The sequence below is a fragment of the Dorea hominis genome (assembly GCF_014287705.1).
GTDB classification, from domain to species: domain Bacteria; phylum Bacillota; class Clostridia; order Lachnospirales; family Lachnospiraceae; genus Dorea_D; species Dorea_D hominis.
Window position 1 is genome coordinate 1 of sequence record NZ_JACOOY010000017.1, and the last position, 21532, is coordinate 21532.

18 protein-coding genes, 7 tRNA genes, 1 rRNA gene and 1 pseudogene are annotated in these 21532 nt (G+C 40.0%); 22 read left to right on the forward strand and 5 right to left on the reverse strand.

Annotated features, from left to right (window positions below):
• The 11 genes from H8S07_RS15075 to H8S07_RS11855 form a co-directional block, all read left to right on the forward strand.
• A 23S ribosomal RNA gene (locus tag H8S07_RS15075) occupies window positions 1-94 on the forward strand; the annotation flags it as partial.
• A 68-nt stretch (window positions 95-162) separates the two neighbouring features.
• Window positions 163-236: transfer RNA gene (locus tag H8S07_RS11810), tRNA-Asp, on the forward strand.
• A gap of 7 nt (window positions 237-243) precedes the next feature.
• Window positions 244-316 (forward strand) — tRNA-Val (locus H8S07_RS11815).
• Between the two features lie 7 nt (window positions 317-323).
• Window positions 324-405 (forward strand) — tRNA-Tyr (locus H8S07_RS11820).
• An 18-nt stretch (window positions 406-423) separates the two neighbouring features.
• Window positions 424-496, forward strand: a tRNA-Thr gene (locus H8S07_RS11825).
• A gap of 31 nt (window positions 497-527) precedes the next feature.
• Window positions 528-601: transfer RNA gene (locus H8S07_RS11830), tRNA-Met, on the forward strand.
• A 4-nt stretch (window positions 602-605) separates the two neighbouring features.
• Window positions 606-678 (forward strand) — tRNA-Phe (locus H8S07_RS11835).
• A 25-nt stretch (window positions 679-703) separates the two neighbouring features.
• Window positions 704-776: transfer RNA gene (locus H8S07_RS11840), tRNA-Lys, on the forward strand.
• Between the two features lie 456 nt (window positions 777-1232).
• The gene (locus H8S07_RS11845; protein WP_186856104.1) at window positions 1233-3791 is read left to right on the forward strand and encodes a cation-translocating P-type ATPase; all 2559 of its coding nucleotides are present in this window, start codon (window positions 1233-1235) and stop codon (window positions 3789-3791) included.
• Window positions 3792-3928: 137 nt separating this feature from the next.
• The gene (locus tag H8S07_RS11850; RefSeq protein ID WP_118288149.1) at window positions 3929-5089 is read left to right on the forward strand and encodes an AI-2E family transporter; all 1161 of its coding nucleotides are present in this window, start codon (window positions 3929-3931) and stop codon (window positions 5087-5089) included.
• A gap of 83 nt (window positions 5090-5172) precedes the next feature.
• Complete coding sequence (locus tag H8S07_RS11855; protein ID WP_186856084.1) at window positions 5173-7161, forward strand: right-handed parallel beta-helix repeat-containing protein; 1989 nt, start codon at window positions 5173-5175, stop codon at window positions 7159-7161.
• A 199-nt stretch (window positions 7162-7360) separates the two neighbouring features.
• On the opposite strand, the gene H8S07_RS11860 is transcribed toward H8S07_RS11855, so the two are convergent.
• Window positions 7361-7903 carry an NADH peroxidase gene (locus tag H8S07_RS11860; protein WP_021859852.1) on the reverse strand — a complete coding sequence of 181 codons (543 nt, stop codon included), beginning with the start codon at window positions 7901-7903 and terminating at the stop codon, window positions 7361-7363.
• 126 nt (window positions 7904-8029) lie between these two features.
• Window positions 8030-8431, reverse strand: a complete 402-nt coding sequence (locus H8S07_RS11865) for a Fur family transcriptional regulator (protein WP_021859853.1) — start codon at window positions 8429-8431, stop codon at window positions 8030-8032.
• 270 nt (window positions 8432-8701) lie between these two features.
• Here H8S07_RS11865 and H8S07_RS11870 point away from each other — a divergent pair, with 270 nt between their 5' ends.
• Complete coding sequence (locus H8S07_RS11870; RefSeq protein WP_118288147.1) at window positions 8702-9568, forward strand: C40 family peptidase; 867 nt, start codon at window positions 8702-8704, stop codon at window positions 9566-9568.
• Between the two features lie 510 nt (window positions 9569-10078).
• Window positions 10079-10285, forward strand: coding sequence for a DUF1858 domain-containing protein (locus H8S07_RS11875; RefSeq protein WP_117537434.1), 207 nt, complete (start codon window positions 10079-10081; stop codon window positions 10283-10285).
• Between the two features lie 94 nt (window positions 10286-10379).
• Here the strand turns inward: H8S07_RS11875 and H8S07_RS11880 are convergent, their stop codons facing one another.
• Window positions 10380-11204, reverse strand: a complete 825-nt coding sequence (locus H8S07_RS11880) for an adaptor protein MecA (RefSeq protein ID WP_186856085.1) — start codon at window positions 11202-11204, stop codon at window positions 10380-10382.
• A gap of 432 nt (window positions 11205-11636) precedes the next feature.
• On the opposite strand from H8S07_RS11880, the gene H8S07_RS11885 reads away from it, so the two are divergent.
• The 7 genes from H8S07_RS11885 (at window position 11637) to H8S07_RS11915 (ending at window position 17331) form a co-directional block, all read left to right on the forward strand.
• Window positions 11637-11885: a hypothetical protein gene (locus tag H8S07_RS11885; protein WP_021859857.1), complete on the forward strand. Its 249-nt coding sequence runs from the start codon at window positions 11637-11639 to the stop codon at window positions 11883-11885.
• A 68-nt stretch (window positions 11886-11953) separates the two neighbouring features.
• Window positions 11954-13906: a glycosyl hydrolase family 18 protein gene (locus H8S07_RS11890; RefSeq protein WP_243176022.1), complete on the forward strand. Its 1953-nt coding sequence runs from the start codon at window positions 11954-11956 to the stop codon at window positions 13904-13906.
• 78 nt (window positions 13907-13984) lie between these two features.
• Window positions 13985-14725 (forward strand): N-acetylmuramoyl-L-alanine amidase, encoded by a 741-nt coding sequence (locus H8S07_RS11895; protein WP_318532597.1) that lies wholly within the window; start codon window positions 13985-13987, stop codon window positions 14723-14725.
• Window positions 14726-14736: 11 nt separating this feature from the next.
• Complete coding sequence (locus H8S07_RS11900) at window positions 14737-15789, forward strand: L-threonylcarbamoyladenylate synthase (RefSeq protein WP_318532596.1); 1053 nt, start codon at window positions 14737-14739, stop codon at window positions 15787-15789.
• 63 nt (window positions 15790-15852) lie between these two features.
• Entirely contained in the window at window positions 15853-16482 is a 630-nt protein-coding gene (gene upp, locus H8S07_RS11905) for a uracil phosphoribosyltransferase (RefSeq protein WP_021859861.1), read from the forward strand.
• Window positions 16483-16499: 17 nt separating this feature from the next.
• Window positions 16500-16988: a deoxycytidylate deaminase gene (locus H8S07_RS11910; RefSeq protein WP_021859862.1), complete on the forward strand. Its 489-nt coding sequence runs from the start codon at window positions 16500-16502 to the stop codon at window positions 16986-16988.
• A 133-nt stretch (window positions 16989-17121) separates the two neighbouring features.
• On the forward strand, window positions 17122-17331 hold the full coding sequence (locus H8S07_RS11915) for a pro-sigmaK processing inhibitor BofA family protein (protein WP_021859863.1): 210 nt from the start codon (window positions 17122-17124) through the stop codon (window positions 17329-17331).
• Here H8S07_RS11915 and H8S07_RS11920 read toward each other — a convergent pair.
• A complete protein-coding gene (locus H8S07_RS11920) occupies window positions 17316-18047 on the reverse strand; it encodes a 4'-phosphopantetheinyl transferase family protein (RefSeq protein WP_118288144.1) in 732 nt (243 codons plus the stop codon). The two genes, H8S07_RS11915 and H8S07_RS11920, sit on opposite strands and share 16 nt — an antisense overlap.
• A gap of 330 nt (window positions 18048-18377) precedes the next feature.
• Between H8S07_RS11920 and H8S07_RS11925 the strand changes: the two genes are divergently transcribed.
• A complete protein-coding gene (locus H8S07_RS11925; protein ID WP_186856086.1) occupies window positions 18378-19295 on the forward strand; it encodes a P-loop NTPase family protein in 918 nt (305 codons plus the stop codon).
• Window positions 19288-20142, forward strand: a pseudogene (locus H8S07_RS11930) (CpaF family protein); the annotation flags it as partial. The gene H8S07_RS11925 and the pseudogene H8S07_RS11930, both read left to right, overlap by 8 nt.
• 474 nt (window positions 20143-20616) lie before the next feature.
• On the opposite strand, the gene H8S07_RS11935 reads toward H8S07_RS11930, so the two are convergent.
• A complete protein-coding gene (locus tag H8S07_RS11935; protein ID WP_117592861.1) occupies window positions 20617-21531 on the reverse strand; it encodes a DUF6551 family protein in 915 nt (304 codons plus the stop codon).
• Window position 21532 lies beyond the last annotated feature (1 nt).

Consider the following 21532-nt stretch of genomic DNA (forward strand, 5'->3'; position numbering starts at 1 on the left):
AGACCCCTTGAAGACGACGAGGTAGATAGGTCAGAGGTGGAAGTGTGGTAACACATGGAGCTGACTGATACTAATCGGTCGAGGGCATGACCAAGCAAGGTGATAGGTAAAGGATGAAGAATATTTCTTGTATGCAGTTTTGAAGGTACATAACCTTTATATGGCCCAGTGGCTCAGTTGGTTAGAGCGCCGCCCTGTCACGGCGGAGGTCGAGAGTTCGAGTCTCTTCTGGGTCGTTTATATGGGATCATAGCTCAGCTGGGAGAGCATCTGCCTTACAAGCAGAGGGTCATAGGTTCGAGCCCTATTGGTCCCATAGATATGGATGGATTCCCGAGTGGCCAAAGGGGGCAGACTGTAAATCTGTTGGCAACGCCTTCGAAGGTTCGAATCCTTCTCCATCCATTAGCCAACATGGCTTGTGCCGATGTGGCTCAATTGGCAGAGCAGCTGATTTGTAATCAGCAGGTTATCGGTTCGAGTCCGATCATCGGCTTTATCATGAAAATGATAGAATTAAATATTATCGCGGGGTGGAGCAGTCTGGAAGCTCGTCGGGCTCATAACCCGAAGGTCGTAGGTTCAAATCCTGCCCCCGCAATTCTGCCCAGATAGCTCAGTCGGTAGAGCAGAGGACTGAAAATCCTCGTGTCGCTGGTTCGATTCCGGCTCTGGGCATTTGTCTTAGTAAGACATTTGGTACGGGCGTGTAGCTCAGGTGGTAGAGCACTTGACTTTTAATCAAGTTGTCCGGGGTTCGAATCCCCGCACGCTCATAGGAATGAGAGAGAAGTAGTATTAATTTAATACTGCTTCTTTTTTATATATGAAATCAAACAAGAGAAAATCTGCATAATTGTTTATAGAATTATTATTGACAAAAAGAAAAAATTTGTATATTCTAATAACACAATGATAAAAGGGAGTAACTGGCATCAATTAATGATGTTTACGACGTCGTCAGTACGATGAGTGATCATCCGTGTCGTAATGAAATGGTGAGACTTTTATTGCATATTTTATATGCAATAAGGTCTCTTTTTTGTTATGGCGACGAGGAAAATGCGCCATGCTTGCATGGCAGCATTTGACGACCGCTAATCAGCGAATAAAACTCGCAGAGCGTGTTTTATCGCTGTTATAGCGACGAGGAAATTTATGAAGAAAAGCATTTAACATCATAAAAAAGTGAATACTAAAAGAGATATTATTGCAGGAAAGGTAGAATGAATATGTTGACAAATGAACAGGCAAAAGAAAATCAAAAAAAATATGGATGGAACGAATTGGCAGAGGGAAGGAAAAAAAGCTGTATTACATTATTTTTGGAGCAGTTTAAAGATTTTCTTGTAATTATATTGATCATATCTGCAATAATATCCGGAATTCTGGGTGATGCAGAGAGTGCTGCAGTTATTTTCCTAGTTATTACAATGAATGCCATTTTAGGAACAGTACAGACATTAAAAGCGGAACAATCTTTAAAAAGTCTGAAACAATTGTCAGCACCGGAAGCGAAAGTAGTCAGAGACCATGCGGTGATACAGATCCCGGCAAAAGAAGTTACGATAGGGGATGAAGTGCTTATTGAAGCGGGGGATTGTATTCCGGCAGATGGTAAATTGATAGAAACGGCAAGTTTAAAAGTAGATGAGAGTGCATTGACGGGAGAAAGTCTGTCGGTGGAGAAGAATCTGGAAGATGTTCCGGAAAATGCAGCAATCGGGGATCGGACGAATCAGGTATTTTCAGGAAGCTTTGTGACGTATGGTCACGGACGTTATGAAGTGACAGCAATTGGAATGAATACAGAGATGGGAAAGATTGCTTACCTGTTGAAGAATACTTCTGAAAAAATGACACCATTACAGAAGAATCTGGATGATTTCGGAAAGAAGTTATCCATAATGATTTTAATATTATGTGGAATATTATTTATTTTAAGCATTTTACGTGGGGATAACATTTTAAATGCATTCCTTTTTGCTGTAGCATTGGCGGTTGCAGCAATCCCAGAAGCTTTAAGTTCTATCGTGACAATTGTTCTTTCATTTGGTACACAGAAAATGGCAAAAGAACATGCAATTATAAGAAAATTACAGGCAGTAGAAGGACTTGGAAGTGTTTCTGTAATCTGTTCTGATAAGACCGGAACCTTAACACAAAATAAAATGACAGTAGAAGACTATTATATTTATCCAAAGCGAATCTCCGTGTCTGAGCTCAATTTTGAAAATGATTCGGAAAAGGAATTGTTGATTTCCAGCATTTTGTGTAATGATGGAATGATCACAGATGGAGAGCAGATTGGAGATCCTACGGAAACGGCATTACTCGCAGTTCTGCAGGAAAAAAAGTATATAGAATATTCGTTTTCTGATGTCAGAGCAGCCTGTCCGAGATTATCGGAGATACCATTTGACAGTGACCGGAAAATGATGTCAACGGAAAACAAATGTGATGGAAGATATGTAATTTATGTAAAGGGTGCAGTAGATGTTCTTTTAAAGAGAATTACACATATCCGAAAATATGGAAGTGAAAAGCCGGAATTGATCAATGAGGAAGACAGATTATATATTGAAAAACAGAATCTTGAATTTTCACGAGAAGGGCTTCGTGTGCTGGCATTTGCGTACAAAGAATTAGATGCAGAGAAAGAACTTACTTTAGAAGATGAAAATAATCTGGTATTTTTAGGATTGATTGCAATGATGGATCCGCCACGGCAGGAGTCAAAACAGGCAGTCAAGGAGTGTATTAAAGCGGGAATCCGCCCGGTCATGATTACTGGTGATCATAAAGTGACGGCTGCTGCGATAGCAAAAAGAATTGGTATTATTAAAAATGAATCGGAGGCATGTGAAGGGGCAGTTATTGAAGAAATGTCAGATGAAGAACTGAGGACATTTGTAGAAGGAATTTCAGTATATGCGCGTGTTTCGCCGGAACATAAGATCCGGATCGTGCGTGCTTGGCAGGAACGTGGAAATATTGTTGCAATGACCGGTGACGGTGTGAATGATGCACCTGCATTGAAGCAGGCTGATGTCGGAGTTGCAATGGGAATTACGGGAAGTGAAGTATCTAAAGATGCTGCCGCAATGGTGCTTACAGATGACAATTTCGCAACGATTATAAAGGCAGTGGAAAATGGAAGAAATCTTTATCAGAATATAAAAAATGCCATTCAGTTTTTGCTTTCAGGAAATTTAGCAGCAATTCTTTCGGTATTATATGCATCTGTTGTTAATTTACCAGTCCCATTTGCACCGGTTCATTTACTTTTTATCAATCTGCTTACGGACAGCCTTCCGGCAATTGCACTGGGGTTGGAGCCGCACACAAAAGCGGTGATGGAAGAAAAACCAAGACCAATGAAGGAGTCAATTTTGAATAGAAAATTTCTTACAGATATAAGTGTAGAAGGTCTGGTTATTGGAATTATGACGATGACGGGATATTTTATTGGCTATAGTGAGAGCGGTGCGCTGCTTGGAAGTACAATGGCATTTGGAATCTTGTGTACCAGCCGTCTGATACATGGATTTAATTGTAAATCCAGAAAACCAATTTTATTTACAAAGAAATTTTTTAATAATCCATATCTGATCGGAGCATTTGGAATGGGATTGCTATTGATCACAGGAGTATTAATGATCCCTGGATTACATGGGATTTTCCAGGTGGCAGCATTAGACTGGCAGCATTTATTGATAGTATACGGTCTGGCATTGCTTAATTTACCGGTTATACAGGGAATAAAATTAATTCGTGTGGGACGAGTTTAATTTTCATATCACTGTTAGCTGCCTTATCATTCGGAGAAAGGTGTCGGTGGCAGATTGTGTGTGTATAAAAGAGATTATGGAATGAAGGAAAATTTTAGGAGCGCAAAAGTAAAGAACATAAGGAGTAAAGAAATTATATGGAATTAAACCGGGAGAATATGAAAAAAATACGAGAATTAATTTTGTTTACAGCAATTGTAATTGTCTGCTTGTGGAAATTTAATATGGTATTGCAAGTGTTATTGAAAGGATTAAATATATTCATTCCTTTTCTTTTAGGCGGAGCAATTGCATTTGTGTTAAATGTCCCGATGAATTTTGTGGAAAGACATTTATTTTCAGAGGATAAAAGAAAAGGAAAACGCTACATGCAAAAGGCAGCACGACCGTGTAGTATGATTCTTGTATTGATCTTTGTATTTGGAGTTGTAGCTGCGGTGATGTTTGTTTTAGTTCCACAACTGGGAAATACTTTTTCAAATCTAGGGAAAAATGTTCAGATATTTCTTCCACATGTACAGGCATGGGCAAAACAAGTTTTCCACAATAATAAGGAAATTATGAACATTGTGAATAATATTGAATTTGACTGGGATAAGATTATGAATACCGGAATCGGTTTCTTTAAAAATGGTGCCGGAAGTGTGCTGGATTCCACGATAACAGCGGCAAAAAGTATCGTGAGTGGAGTCACAACATTTTTTATTGCATTTGTATTTGCTATCTATATCCTTTTGCAAAAAGAGAAGCTGGAAATCCAGGCTAAAAAAGTATTATTTGCTTTTGTACGAAAAGGACGTGCAGAGGCAATAATTGAAGTATGTTCTCTGACATATAAGACATTTTCCAGTTTTCTGACAGGACAATGTCTGGAGGCAGTGATTTTAGGTTCTATGTTTGTTGTTGCAATGACAATTTTCCGTCTGCCTTATGCATTGCTGATAGGAATTGTGATAGCATTTACTGCACTGATTCCGATATTTGGAGCATTTGTTGGGTGTGGAATAGGAGTTTTACTTATTTTTATGGTAAATCCGGCAAAAGCAGCTATTTTTATCGTACTGTTTCTTGTATTGCAGCAGATAGAAGGAAATCTTATTTATCCACATGTTGTTGGAAATTCAGTGGGGCTTCCGTCTATTTGGGTACTTGCAGCGGTTAGTGTCGGGGGAAGTCTGATGGGAATTACAGGAATGTTGATATTTATTCCAATTGTATCTGTGCTATATGCATTGTTTCGGGAAGTTGTATATTTAAAATTGAAGAAAAATAAGATCGATCCGGGGAAGATCCGCTAGCAGGAAAAAGATTGTCTGAGACATTGGTTTTGCAGAAATAATGCGATATAATATACTCCAAAGTAGTAATTTGGGAGGTATTTATGAAGAAGAGAGTAATTACAGTGCTTTTGTCAGGAATGATCGCCATGGCATGTACGATTGGCATGAATCCGGTAGAAAGTCAGGCGCAGGAGAAAGTTCATACAGAGAATCAGATTGCAGTACAGGATGCAGAAGAGACGGATGACAGTGTCATTACTGTAAGTGCAAAGAATGGATCTGATATAGCAAGGGAATTAGATAATGCTTTAAAAGAGGCAAGAGATACAGCTACAGACAGCAATCCGGTTACAGTAAAGGTAGTGGCAGGAAGCTATAAGCTGAGCTCCACGTTACATATTTACAGCAATACGACACTGGATCTGACGGAAGGCGTAACATTTACTTATTCAAGAACATCCAGTAATATGATAGAGACAGGAACAAATGGTACTTATAAAGGACATTCAGATTTTAATGCAAGTTTAGCTTGTAAAGGATATAGCGGATTCCGAAATATTTCTATTATAGGTGGAAAATGGCTTGGAAATAGCAATTGTGATTCTTCTTTGATTCGTCTTTTTCATGCAAAGAATATTAAACTGGAAAATGTAACAGTATCAGGTGGAGGATGTGCACATCAGGTAGAACTTGCTGCAATTGATGGACTGAAAGTTAATAAATGTACGTTCAAAGATCTGGCAAGGAGAAAAAGCAGTGGCAATTTAAAACAGGAAGCTTTGCAGTTTGATATTCCATGTGATACATCTATTTATAAAAGTACATATTTGGATGGAACAACAATGAAAAATGTGGAAGTTACGAATTGTTTGTTCCAGAATGTACCACGTGGAGTAGGTACTCATACTCTTCTTAATGGCGCTTACCATGAAAATATTAAGATTACGGGAAATATTTTTAAAAATATACAGGAAGAAGCAATCATTGCATTAACATATTATAACTGTGAGATAAAAAATAATGTCATTGAAAATTGTGGCGGTGGTGTGTTAATTCAATATTTCAAACCACTTTCCAGTTCGGTAATGTCTACAATCTTTGATGGAAAGAAAGTTTACAAAGGACAGGTTCGCCATAATGCTAAAATGGTCGTTGAAAACAACCGTATGACGATCAAGTATACGAAATACAGTGATGAAGTATGCGGAGTTAAAGTTTACGGCAGAAAAGTTAGTACTACAGAAAAAGATAAGAAAAATAAAACAATCCCGAAAAAAGATTATTATATTAGTGGAGTAAAAGTAAGAAATAATGTAATTACTACAGCCGGACATGGTGTCCATATGATGGATGTACAGGATAGTGAGGCAACAGGTAATAAAATTACAGGAAAAAATTATTATGCTAAAGATCCAAGAAGGAAGAAATATGATGGCGTATTTGTAGATTTAGGATCAAAAAGAATTACTACAAATTCTAATATAATAAAAAATATGGCTCGAAGCGGTGTGTTTACACAGAATTACAGTACATCAATGATTATTACAAATAATCAGATTTCCGGCTGTAAACAGCATGGTGTACAGATGTTCAATAAGAGTACCTGCGGAAAGCTTTCCAGAAATGTGATCAGTAATATAAAAGAGCATGCAGTACATATTACAAAATCAACAGCCAATATTAGTGGAAATACAATCTCCGGAGTACCATATGGAGTATTTGTATCTTCTGATGCAAAAGGAAAGATTTATCAGAACACATATAAGAGTGGTGTAAAGAAAAAGGTTTATGTTGGTGGTAAGACGTCTGGAATAACATCAAAAGCGCCAAAGATAACAAAGAAATCCGGAAGTAAGACTTCTATGACTGTGAAATGGAAAAAAGTATCCGGTGCAGGAGGATATGAAGTGCAGTACAGCACGGATCCGAAACTTGTTTCGGGTGTGAAAAGTGTATCCTTATCTGCCAAGAAGACATCTGCTTCTATGAAAAAGCCGGCAGCAGGAAAGACATATTATGTGAAGGTGCTGTCTTATAAGAAAGTGAAGGGAATGCAGATGTATAGTTCTGCGAAAGCGATGAAATTATAAAGCCATTCGGAATGCGCTACGGCTACTTCCTCATGACGGCTGTTGCCCAATAAGCCAAAGCCGAGCCAGCTCCAACGCGAAAAACGCGTCGTCGCTGTAGGGCTGTCGCCCAATAAGCCTAAAAATAAAGACGCTGGGAATTGGATGTAAGTACATCCTTTCCCAGCGTCTTTATTTTTATCCTTACTCGGCTTGTAGCTTAGCCAAAGTATCTCTTAAGCAGTCCTTCGAATGCTTTTCCGTGACGTGCTTCGTCTCTTGCCATCTCGTGTACCGTGTCGTGGATTGCATCCAGATTTGCAGCTTTTGCACGTTTTGCAAGGTCGAATTTACCAGCTGTCGCACCGTTCTCAGCGTCTACTCTGAGCTCAAGGTTCTTCTTAGTGCTGTCTGTGATAACTTCTCCGAGGAGCTCAGCGAATTTAGCAGCGTGTTCAGCCTCTTCGTAAGCAGCTTTTTCATAGTATAATCCAATCTCCGGGTATCCTTCTCTGTGAGCAACTCTTGCCATTGCCAGGTACATACCAACTTCTGAACATTCTCCTTCGAAGTTTGCTCTTAAATCAGCAAGGATGTCTTCGCTTACACCTTTAGCTACTCCTACTACATGCTCAGCAGCCCATTCTCTCTCACCTGTCTGCTCTTTGAACTTGTCAGCACCTACTCCGCAGACTGGACATTTCTCCGGTGCAGCTTCTCCTTCGTAAACATAACCACATACTGTACAAACAAATTTTTTCATAATGTTGATCTCCTTTTCTTATAATTAATTTTTATTGTGTTTTGCAATATCAATATTAGTAATTGTTACTGATATTAATCTACCATACTTATTGAAAAATGTCAATCATTAAATTAACTTTTTTCATTAATTTTTGCCTTTTTTGAAGCATGCTGGACAAATACCAGAAAACAATGTTGTGTGAGATTCTATCAAGCCATCAAAGTTCTTACCTGCAGCTTCGTTCATCTCGTGGAAATACTTTACATCCATATCCAGATCAATGACTGCACCACAGGAAGTGCAGGTAAAATGATAATGTGGCTTCGTACATCCATCAAAACGATCTCCGCCATCCAGCGTAGTGATCTTGAGTGCTTCGCCCATGTCGGCTAAAAGATTCAGATTGCGATATACGGTACCAAGGCTGATGCGCGGAAATTCTTCTTTTACATGCTCATAAACAGTATCTGCAGTAGGATGTTCCGTTGTATGCATAAGATATTCTTTGATACACTCTCGCTGCCTGCTATATTTTAATGTAGCCATAAGCAATCTCCTTTCAATAATAGTAATAATTATTATAATTAGTATAAGATAATGATACAAGATTGTCAACAAGCAATCTGAAAATGTAACAATTTGTAACAAAATACTACATGGAAATGTCGTAGTATATCAAATACTGTAGTGTGATAGAAGCTTAAAAAAGCGTAAATAAGGTTGACATGATTGCGTTTGATGATATAATAATCACGTAACATATGTAACAATTCTGTAATATTTACAAAAGATAAGAAAACATAAAGGAGGGAGTTTATGGATTCTGTTCTTAAGAAAGGATTGTTCTTAGTTACTATAAGTAGCCTTGTGATGGGAATTTCTCCGGAAGTACAGGCTGCGGATACAGATTCTGTTTTACCCGGTGCAGGGATAGAGGAAGTTTTGAATGATTATGATGCTTCTGATCATAAAGTACAGGTAAAAGAGTATCTGGTTCCAACAGAGAAGGGTGAGTATTCAGATATGGCATTTGCGAATGTTCATTCGTTTCTTTATATAAGAAGTGAACCAACAAAGCAAAGCAAGTGGGTCGGCAAGCTTTATCCGGATTATGCAGCGAAAATAAAAGGTCCGGTAGGAGAGTGGACGAAGATCAAATCTGGTGATGTAACCGGATATGTATATTCACAATATATTACAATAGGAAAAAAAGCCCAAAAAAAAGCAAAAGAGATGAAAAAATTTCATTATGCGAGATCCAGAAAAGAGGAAGAAGCAATCCTGGCAAAACAGCGGGAAGCAAGTACAGTCGAAACGAACGATGCGGACGGTGGCAGAGCAGGCAGTGGACAGGCGGTTGTGGAGTATGCCAGCCGTTTTATCGGAAATCCTTATGTATGGGGTGGTACAAGCCTTACACATGGTGCTGACTGTTCGGGGTTTGTACAGTCGGTATATAAGCATTTCGGTATACAACTTCCAAGAACATCGTCTCAGATGCGCAGTGCGGGAAGAGCCGTCAGCTACAGCAATGCAAGACCTGGAGATGTTATCTGCTATAATGGACATGTAGGAATTTATAAAGGAAACGGGCAGATTGTAAATGCGATTAACCGGGCGCGGGGAATCGGAATCTTGTCGGCTACTTATGCTAATATTATAACAGTAAGAAGATTGTTATAAATTATGAAAATGTAAGACAATAAAGGTGAAAGAAATGAATAATTTCTTTCACCTTTTTTTTGTGCTGTAAAGGAAAAAATCAGAAATAGCAAATTGTACAAAAATGTCATATTTTGAAAAAAGCGACGAAATAAAGTTATCCAAGTTATCCACATCAAAATATTGAAAAAAGGTGGAAAAATCGTACTTTGTTGCAATTTATCCACATTATCCACATTATTCACATCGAAAACGGGGGATTATTTTATGTTAAAAAAAGAACGAATGTTTTGTGGAGTTATAATAAAATTCGATTTTTGTCGAAAAAACTCGGCAAAAATGTTGACATTTAAGATGTCAAATATTAATAGTAAATTATAGGAAAATGTTTATACAATGGGAGCGAAAAGAAATGAGAATATCCAGAAGAGGAATTTACACGAGGAATTACACGAGGAAATCCCCTGAAAATGTTTACATGATGAAGAAAAACGGATATAATAAATACCACTGAAGAGAAAAGGAGGTGTCATGATGGCACAGGTTTCTAAAGATATGACAATCGGTGAAGTTCTTGCTATGAACCCGGAGGTAGCTCCGATCCTTATGGAGATTGGAATGCACTGTCTTGGTTGCCCGGCTTCTCAGGGAGAAAGTCTTGCTGAGGCTGCTATGGTTCACGGAATCGACAGCGATTTATTAGTAGAAAAGATTAATGCATTTCTGGCTGCACAATAAGCCAGAATATAAAAGCAGTTTTCGATAATTATCGAAAACTGCTTTTTTCATGCTTAAAATTCCATATTCAAACTGTAATCTGTGGGATGTACAATTAAATAGCTGCGAGCAGCTGGATTGCATTGTCTGCAACAAGTGCTTCGCAATGTTCTTCGAGAAAAGCAAGGATAACTCCGGATGTCTTCTCGGAAGTACCGTATTCTGTCAGCATATTACAGATACGGTTGAAATCGTTAGCAGAATGTTCAGACTGGGATAATGCCAGAATATAAAGGTCTTCTGCCTGATCTTTGTATAAGGTGTTGGAACCGGTGTACATCGTGTTCAAAAGACGAGATGCTAAAAGCACATTGTCCATTGTGGCAAATGAAAACAAGCGAATCTTTGCTACCGGAGAATCTTCAGCAGCTACATTGCTTTCGGAGTTCTCGTCAGTGGCAGAAGCTACATTTGCAGAATCTGTTCTGGCAGAAGAATCTGTTGCCTGTGCATCGGACGGAGAATCTGTCTTGTCCCTGCTTTCGGCTACATCCATCTTCTCTTTTACTTTGCCAAGAAGGTCCAGAAGTGTCTCTGCTCCTTCGAGCTTATTCACTGTTTCGGATTTTTTAGTATCGTTCTCACCCGCCGGTGACGGAGAAAACTTAGAAAATCTGGTGTCAAGTTCTTCCGGATCTTCTACTTTAGTAATTATCAGCACGATAGAATCGGAAGAAGCCGGAATTGCCTCGATCATAAGAGGAATGTCGTTGGCTTCAAATCCAAATTCAAAGGCTGCCTGTTGCATCATATCATGGAAAAGTGATTTTGCTTTTTCGGTTCCATAAGCCAGTTCGCTCAATTGAAGCTGGCGTTCGGCCAAGTCAGCACGTGTTAAAGTACAACGTATCTGATTGTCACTTATTTTCTCAATCTTCATATTCATCACTTCCTTCTAGTTTAGTATAGCATAGAATTTTTTGTATGTTAAATAAAATAAATATAAAATGAAAAAAGGACTTGCTTTTTAAAAAGCTGTCCGCTATAATGACGTTACTAAAAGATAGTTTTCCCGAATAGCTACATTCTTAGAACAAAGGAGGGAAATTTTTTTAACTTTTCTGATATAGCATCTTTATTTCAAAACTATCAACAGATCAATAACATTATCGAACGTCGTTTCAGACAGACATTATCACAGAAATTAAGATCAACATCAACCTATTATGTAAATGAATACAATGCCTTACTGTCTTTTGGTTAAGCTGCAGGAGGAGAAAAGTGTATCACAATTACAGCATTTTCTTTTGGAGTCTCTGGCATATGCAGCCGTAGTTATTATATGGGAACGGGCATTGAGAAGGAGGAATCCATGGGAGACCATCAGGAACAGCAGGTTCATAGTCTGTTTTCTGAGTTGACAGATTATGAAAAAGAAGGGATTCATATATTGCTGAATGGTCTGCCCGCAAGCCCTATGCAAGTCGTGCAGGCGCATATTATGCGGGAAGACTCAGTGTATATGCGAGATTATGTGTTGAATGAAAAAGGAGACATCAAGGAGCTGTGTTTTAACAACGTGGATCAACGAATTTCGGAACACGAATACCCCTCAAACTAGATTTTGTCAAATAAATAATGACGGGGCACATCTGTTTTGCTATAATAAGGTCTGACAGGAGGTACAGCATGGAAGAAAAAGATATGCAGCCGATGCAGCCGGAAGGCAGCTCACTGACAGGCAGACGAATCAAGGATGGTGCCAGAACGCCAGTTGCGGGCAGAAGAAGTAGCGCTTCAGAAGAACCAGGGATTTCCGGCAGAACAGGAAATTCCGGAAGATCAAGGATTTCCGGAAACAGAAGACTGGTAAGAAGAAAACCGCAATCCAGACGGAGAAGACAGCGGAATCTTATCATTAAGATGAGTGTCGTCCTGATATTACTGATCGTAGCCGTTGTAGGGACATTTTTGTGGAAAAAATACAGCCCTTCCAAGGAGAAAGCTGATCTGAATAAATATTATGGAATAGAAAAGAAAGGCCAGGTGGCGATCACAGTAAATAATAAGGTCGTGGATCCGCATGGTATGATATCCGATGGAAAGCTCTATGTGCAGTATGATGTGATCAGGGATTATGTAAACAGCAGATTTTACTGGGATCCGAATGAGAATATTTTATTGTATACACTGCCGAATGACATGGTATCAGTCGAGGTCGGAAGCAAAGACTATATGGTGTCCAAGGAACGTAAGAGCGAGAAATATGTCATTGTTAAGACAGAAGGAAATACAGCTTATATTGCGCTTGATTTTGTTCAGCAATATACAAACATTGAGTATGAGGTATATGATAACCCGAGCCGTGTAATGATCGTCAGCGACTGGGGCAAGAAGAAAGTTGCCGAGGTTAAGAAGGATACTCAGGTTCGTTACCGCGGTGGTGTGAAGAGTCCGATCCTTTCAGATGTCAGCAAAGATGATACAGTTACAATTATTGAAAACGAAGGATCATGGGAGAAAGTCCGCACAAAAGACGGATTTATCGGCTATGTGAAAGACAGTGCACTCAGGACACCGGAGACCAAGAATGTAACCAGAAAATTTAACGAACAGAAATTTACCAGTATCAAGAAAGATTACAAGATTAACCTGGCATGGCACAATGTAACCAATAGTTCCGCTAATAACGGAGTGCTTGAAAAGATAGCAAAAAGTAAAGGGCTTACAACACTTGCGCCGACCTGGTATCATGTAGCAGATACGGAAGGTAATATAAAGTCAATCTCGTCGACAGATTATGTGAACTATGCACATAAAGCGAATATTGAAGTGTGGGCGACCGTCAGAGATTTTGACGGAGGAATCAATTCGCAGAAAGAATCTTATGAATTATTAAGCCATACTTCACGGAGAGAGAAGCTGATCAATCAACTGGTTGCAGCGGCATTGCAGACCGGAATTGACGGAATTAATGTTGACTTTGAAAAGATATCAAAAGAATGTGGTGAACATTATATTCAGTTTATCCGCGAATTATCTGTAAGATGCAGACAGAATGGTCTGGTATTATCCGTGGATAATTATGTTCCGAAGGGCTATAACATGCAGTATAACCGTAAAGAGCAGGGAATCGTAGCAGATTATGTTATCATTATGGGTTATGACGAACATTTTGCAGGATCACCGGAAGCCGGTTCTGTTTCTTCTTATAATTATGTAAAAGAGGGAATCTCTGAGACGTTAAAAGAAGTTCCGGCAAATAAAGTGATCAGCGGAATTCCATTTTTCACGCGTCTGTGGGAAGTAAGAGCGAAAACGGAAGATGAACTTGCACAAGATGCAGGTACAGCGAACGAAGAGTATACCAACAAAGTAACAAGCAAGGCACTTGGTATGGACAGTGCACAGGCTGTAGTCAAAGAAGCCGGTGTCAAGACGACATGGGATGATGAGACGAAGCAGAATTTCGCAAGCTGGACTTCCGGAGATACGACTTACAGCATCTGGCTGGAAGATGAGAAGTCTATGGAGTACAAGCTTCAGCTCATGAAGAAGAATAAGCTTGCAGGTACAGCTGAATGGGCACTCGGACAGGAAAATTCAGATATCTGGCAACTGATCCAGAAGTATGTAAATTAAATATTGAGAGAATAAACATATAAAATGCCTCCGGCAGACATATATTATGAAGAATAAAGTCTGGCTGGAGGTATTTTTTTGCATTTTCCAAATATCCGAAAGAACCGGCATATGACGGATGCGACAGGGAAGAAAATAGAATTTATACTGATTCTTCTGGCGCTTATGGTACTTGTACTGCTTAGCAAAAAATTGGAAAAATATGCATCAGGAGAGATTGTAAAACTGGCAGAAAAAGAGAAAAAATCGCAGGTGATTGTGCTGGATGCCGGGCATGGCGGAAGTGATCCGGGAAAGATCGGAGTACATGAAGAAAAAGAGAAAGAGATTAATCTGGAGATTGCTTTAAAAGTAGAGAAAATGCTGAAAAAGAAGAAAATAAAAGTAATCATGACAAGAACAGATGATCAGATGTTGGATGATCAATCGGATGCAGGACAAAAAGTCCGGGATCTGCGGGAACGGGTAAGAAAAATCAACGGGGAAAAGCCGGTATTTGCAGTTAGTATTCACCAGAACAGTTACCCGGACGCCGGAATCCATGGGGCGCAGGTGTTTTATTACCGCCATTCGGCAGAGAGTGAACAGGCTGCAAAGACAATGCAGGAAGCATTGCGGGCAGCAGATATCGGAAATACAAGACAGGCGAAAGCAAACGATACTTATTATCTGCTGAAACGGACGGAGGTGCCGATAATTATTGTAGAATGTGGCTTTTTAAGTAACCCGGAAGAAGCAAAAAAACTGACAACTCCGGAATATCAGGACGATGTTGCGAAAGCAATTGTAAATGGAATCGTAACTTGTATGGAGAAATAGAGTGTAGTATAATGAGACACATGGAAACGATTATAAAAAGAGTAAAAAAAGGACAATTGGATAAAGATAGTATTGAGATGGCAGGAGCCATTTTAAAAAAAGGCGGACTTGTCGCATTCCCAACAGAGACAGTATACGGACTGGGTGCAGATGCGTTGAATGAGAAGGCAGCAGAGAAGATTTATGCTGCAAAAGGAAGACCTTCCGATAATCCACTGATTGTACACATTACGAATCTTGGTGCATTGGAAAAAATTACAAAAAATGTTCCGGAGGAGACGAAAAAAATCGCAGATGCATACTGGCCGGGACCGCTGACAATGATTTTTGAGAAGAGCGAAGCAGTTCCGTATGGAACGACAGGCGGGCTGGATACTGTAGCTGTGCGTATGCCGAGTGATGAAGTAGCGCGTGCGCTGATTGATGTGGGCGGTGGATATATTGCAGCACCGAGTGCGAATACATCAGGCAGACCAAGCCCGACAATGGCAGAGCATGTAGAAGAGGATCTGACCGGAAGAATTGATATGATACTGGATGGAGGACCGGTCTCTATCGGACTGGAATCGACAATTCTGGATATGACGGTTACACCGCCAATGATCTTAAGACCGGGTGCGATTACAAAGGAGATGCTGGAAGCATGTATTGGCGAGGTGACAGTTGATAAGGCGGTCATTAAGCCGAACCAACGGCCGAAAGCACCGGGTATGAAGTACCGGCATTATGCGCCGAAAGCAGACTTAAGCATTGTAGAAGGTGAGATGTCAAAGGTTATTTCAAAGATCAATGAACTGGCAGCAGAGCAGGTGAAAGCCGGACATAAAGTTGGTATCATTGGAACCGAAGAGAGTGTAGCTAATTATATCTGTGGAGATGTGAAGTCTATCGGAACCAGGGAAGACGAGTCTACGATAGCCGTTCATTTATTTGCCATTCTGCGGGAATTTGATGCCGATCAGGTTGATTATATTTATAGCGAATCTTTTGATACCGAAGGAATCGGAAGCGCGATTATGAACCGTTTGTTAAAAGCGGCAGGACATCATGTCATAACGGTTTAAACAAACCAATATTATAAATTGATATTTTAAAATCAGAACAAGTGTCAAATGAGGAGGAAAAACATGTCTAAAGTACAGGTTATGGATCACCCATTGATCCAGCACAAAATCAATTGTATCCGCAAAGAGGATGTAGGAACAAAGGAATTTCGTCAGATTGTCAGTGAGATTGCTGCATTAATGTGTTTTGAAGCAACAAGAGATCTGAAGCTTCAGGATGTAAAAATCAAGACACCGATCTGTGAGATGGTGGGTAAAGAATTAAGTGGAAAGAAACTGGCAGTTGTTCCGATTTTAAGAGCCGGTCTTGGTATGGTTGATGGAATGTTAAGCATGATCCCGACTGCAAAGGTTGGACATATTGGTCTGTACCGTGATCCGGATACTTATGAACCGGTTGAATATTATTGCAAATTACCGGCAGACTGCGATGAGAGAGAAGTATTTGTCGTAGATCCGATGCTTGCTACAGGCGGTTCCAGTGTGGCTGCTATCCAGATGCTGAAAGACAAAGGCGTAAAACATATCCGTTTTATGTGCATTATTGCAGCACCGGAAGGTGTAGAACGTATGCAGAAAGAGCATCCGGACGTAGATGTTTATATCGGTGCACTGGATGAGCGTCTGAATGAACATAAATACATTGTTCCGGGACTTGGCGATGCAGGAGACCGTATTTTCGGAACAAAATAATTGTTGGAGGATGGCAGATGGGAAGCAAAAGAGAAGATTATATCAGCTGGGATGAATATTTTATGGGGGTTGCGCTTCTGTCTGGAAGACGCTCCAAAGATCCCAATACACAGGTGGGATGTTGTATTGTAAGTCAGGATAACAAGATTTTATCTATGGGATATAATGGACTTCCTACCGGCTGTTCAGATGATGAATTTCCATGGGTAAGAGAAGGCGACGATCCGCTGGAGACCAAGTATGTTTATACGGTTCACAGTGAATTGAATGCGATACTCAATTACCGTGGCGGAAGTCTGGAAGGCGCAAAATTATATGTATCTTTATTCCCGTGCAATGAATGTGCAAAAGCGATCATTCAGGCGGGGATCAAAGAAGTGATTTACGACAGCAACAAGTACAAGGGAACGCCGTCCGTGTGCGCATCTATGCGGATGTTTGATGCAGCGGGAGTTCGTTATCATCAATATCACCGGACGAACCGTGAGGTGCGGCTGGAGCTTTAAAGCATAGGATGACAGAATTGTGAGAATACGAAACAATTCGTAGGGCATCTTTTAAGAATAAAACTTAAAAAAGGACGATATACTGGAAGAAGAACAACCTTAATATCATAAAATGAGAAAGAAGGAATTACATATGCCGGGATATCGGACGCAGGTGCTTGTAAATTTTGTAGTCAGAGCTGTGATAGGAACAGCCTTGATCTTTTTTGTAAATCAGTTTTTAAACGCAAGAGGAATTGACATCCGGGTTGGAATGAACCCGGTGACAGTAGTGACTTCCGGTGTACTTGGTACACCGGGAGTTGCTTTATTATATGGAATTTCTTTTTATAGAGGATTCTGAACGCAGTAGGCGACACTGCAGAAATATTTATCCGGAGCCGGAAGTGCCTGAACACGCCAGAGCGGATATTTTGTGAGCTGGTACAGACCGGAATCTGAATCGATCTCATCAATACGGAAGGAATCTGCGGAAATGGTAAATCCGGTTCCGATTCCTTTTAAAAATGCTTCTCGTATCGTCCAGTAACGGAAAAAAAGCTGTGTACTTTCCCACTCCGGTAAATGTGCGAATCGCAGTTCTTCATCCGGGTGAAAGAAACGGTGGACAAGGTGGCTGCTGCGTGCATTTTCACGTATTTTTTCGATGTCGATACCGACCGGGGAAGAAAAGGAAAATGCAAACGCAATCTGCTCTTCCGAATGAGAGAGATTAAAGGAAAGCCGTGGCAGATGTCCCAGACCTCTGACTGTAAGTGCATCATAATCCAGATAAAGTTTGCCATGTGTGCCTGTACGAAGCACAAGTTCTTCCGGTGCGATGTGCAGATATTTTCCAAGCAACAGACGTAAGAGAAAGCGCGCAGTCTGATGCTGGATACGGTCTTTCCCCTGTGAATAACCGGCAATCCGGTTCCGTTCTTCTGTGGAAAGAATTTGCGTATCCTGTGCATCTGGTGGGAAATCTTCTGTTTTAAAAAACCAGACGTCTATCGTCTGCATTGGCAGGGTAAAAGCTGCCGAAGATAAATCTGAAAAGTGAAAAATATTTATATTCATGTTGTTATTTCCTGACTGTTTTTTATTAGTATTATATCTTTTGATGTGAAATTTGTATAGAATTTTAAGGAAAATGAAGGACGAAATTTTGGCAGAGTTTCACAAAGATAGAAATTTTCAGAAAAAAGGATAGACAGGAAATAACCGGTAGAGTATAATCGTCCTACAAGTCAAATCTAAGACTTGTGTTGATCTGTTGAAAATAATAATTCTAAGTAATTCGTGCCGTATCGGCGTAGGATTCAATGAAGTGCAACAAGTACATAAGAGTATCAAATCGCAGCGAAAGTGGGCGTAGAAGAAGTGTTTTTACACAGGAGGCAGGCATATGTGAGTAACGGGAATTTAATTATATGTGATCCGGAAGAAGGATATGCGCAGGCACTTGCGTATTATTTGATGCATAAGAAAGAATTTGGCATGGAAGTGCAGGTGTATGACCGGATAGAAAAAGTACAGGAAATTGCAGACAGAACGAAGATACAGATTTTATTTGTGGCAGCAGAGTACGAAGCAGAAGAACGGAAAAAAGTACCGGCAGAGCAGAAATTTCTGCTGACCGGCGCAGGGAACAGCCAGGTTCTGGAAGATGAGACGGCATTATATAAATATCAGTCGGGAGAGAAGATCGTAAAGCTGCTTCTGGAAAATGTTGATGCTCAGGAGTCGGAAAATATTCTCCTCGGACAGGCAGCAGGAAAGCAGGCAGTGAGACTGATCGGCGTGTATTCACCGGTTCACAGGATCGGAAAGACGTCTTATGCATTAAGGCTTGGAGAAGAACTGGCAGTGAATGCGAATGTATTATATCTCAACCTGGAACTGTATAGTGGTATTGGCGGACATTTTGCAGGAGAAGGACAGACGTTGTCGGATCTTTTGTATTATGCGAGACAGGAAAAGGGAAATCTTGGTTTATTTCTTACAACGATCGTGCAGCATAGAAGACATTTGGATTATGTACATCCAATGGCGGTCGCAGAAGACGTAAAGGCAGTAAGTGTACAGGAATGGAAAGATCTGCTTATGAAGATCGCAGAACAGAGTATTTATGAGATGATCGTACTTGATATTGATGAAGGACTCCCACAGGTATATCAGTTATTGCGGGTGTGTACAGAAGTACATGTTCCGGAGATAAGGGACTGTTATGCACAGGCGAAGATCAGGCAGTTTGAACAGGAACTTACGCTTCTGGGTTACGAAGATGTATTGCAGAAAATCAAAAGGAAGGATGTACATGATTGAGGCGGAACAGTTACATGCGAGGATTCTTGAAAAACTGGATCTGACAAGAGAAGTGGAAGATGAAGAACTGACCGGGATTATTTATCAGGTATTACAGGAAGCCGGGCAGAAAGAATATATTCCGTTGAAGATAAGGACAGCGCTTGGAAAGGAACTGTTTAATGCGTTCAGAAAACTGGATCTTTTACAGGATTTTCTGGAGGATGATGAGATTACTGAAGTGATGATCAATGGAGTACAGAGCATTTTCTATGAAAAACATGGAAAGCTGTATGAAGCAGAGAGACATTTCCTGTCCAGGGAGAAACTGGAAGATGTGATACAGCAGATTGTGGCGGGTTCAAACCGTATCGTCAATGAAGCATCACCGATCGTAGATGCGAGGCTGCCGGACGGCTCCCGAGTGAATGTCGTGCTTGCTCCGGTTGCGTTGAACGGACCGATCGTAACGATCCGTAAGTTTCCCAAAGATGCAATCACAATGGAGCAGCTGATTGCATGGGATTCCGTTAGCGAGGAAGTTACAGAATTTCTTGCTATGCTTGTAGTAGCAGGATACAACATATTTATCAGTGGAGGAACCGGTTCCGGGAAGACCACATTTCTAAATGCATTATCTCAATATATACCCAAAACAGAACGAATTATTACGATAGAGGACAACGCAGAGTTAAAAATACAGGATGTAAGCAACCTAGTCAGTCTGGAAGCCAGAAATGCAAATGTTGAAGGGAACGGAGCGATTACGATCCGTGATCTGATCAAATCGGCGTTGCGTATGCGACCGGATCGTATTATTGTCGGTGAGGTGCGCTCGGCGGAAGCAATAGATATGCTTCAGGCACTTATATGTACTATATAACAATTATATATATAACGTATATAAGGATGGAAAATATAGATTAGAGGGAAGGCATAGGAACGATATGAACATTAAGTATAGGTTATTGTGTAAAAGGTTAATAGAGGAAAGGAAGAGAGTAGGTGTCATTCAATATTATAATGTACTGTTCATAATGGAGTTATTGTCAGATAAAGACATATGGTTTTTTGAACAGTGGGTGAACGGTATAAATAACATATATATGAAGGATATACATAACTGGTGTAGAATGCATTTTGTTAAATATCACACTGTATTTGTTTACAGGAAAGAGTATCCGGTAAAAGCAAATATTTGGAATGGATATTCATATATAAGGTGGCGGATGGAGCGGATGATGAATTTGGAATAAGATAAAATAGTGCTTGCATGAAAGGGAGTCTTAGAGTAGGGTATTCTTTTGAAAGTATGGACAGAACGAAGGCTGAAGGCTCTGCGCTATTCGTTTGGCAGAGCCTGAGTATTGTCCTGATCCGTAGAAAATAAATCTAACTGACCTTCTGGAGTGGAACTTTGACCGGATTCATCTTCAGTTGATTGTTCTCTTTTTTTGGGTGTTTTATGAGTGTATAATTTCTCAAAAGGAAGTGAATACTTGGATTTTTTATTGTATTCTAGTAAAAGAGCTTCTGCAAACCCTAATGAACCGGCACGACGTTCTCTGGCAGTACGACTGATTTCTCTGACAGAGACACGTCCTACTTTTTCTTTAAATGTGTCATCTTTCATTGTTTCTCCATAAGCATTATCCAGACGGGCAATAGCATTAAGCATATTGGAGCTAAAGGACATAGGCGCGCCTTCCCATGTGGCAACGCAAAGGCGTAAAACACGATCAAGAGTGTGAAAACCATATTTTTCATAGATATTAATTAAAGTGGATACAGCACATATACCTCCGGGGCGAGAGGAAGAAGTAATAGAGAGATCATATGATTCAACAAGGTCACGAATAATAAGTTCTCTATCATTACCAGCTTCAATATTAGCCATGAATATTTCATAAGGTAGTAACGATTTGACATATTTCATCTGATTTGCAAAAATATCTGCTTCTTGAGTGTAAACAAGATCATCATAAACCATGCACCAGACAGGAGTTTCTCTTGATCCAGAGACGAGAGCGACAATTTCTATAGTGTGTTGTCCGTTGAACACATAATTTATCCCATCACGTCTACTTACTTTTACAGGGTTTATCTGATAAAGGTCAAAATTAGCTGCAGCACGCTGAACGTGTTTGATAGAAAGATTACGTTGGTAATCTTGATTTGAACATAAATTTTTAATAGGTATTTGCTCAAAATGCACTTGGGGAACAAACTTTTGTAAATCTTCGGTATTTCCATCCATA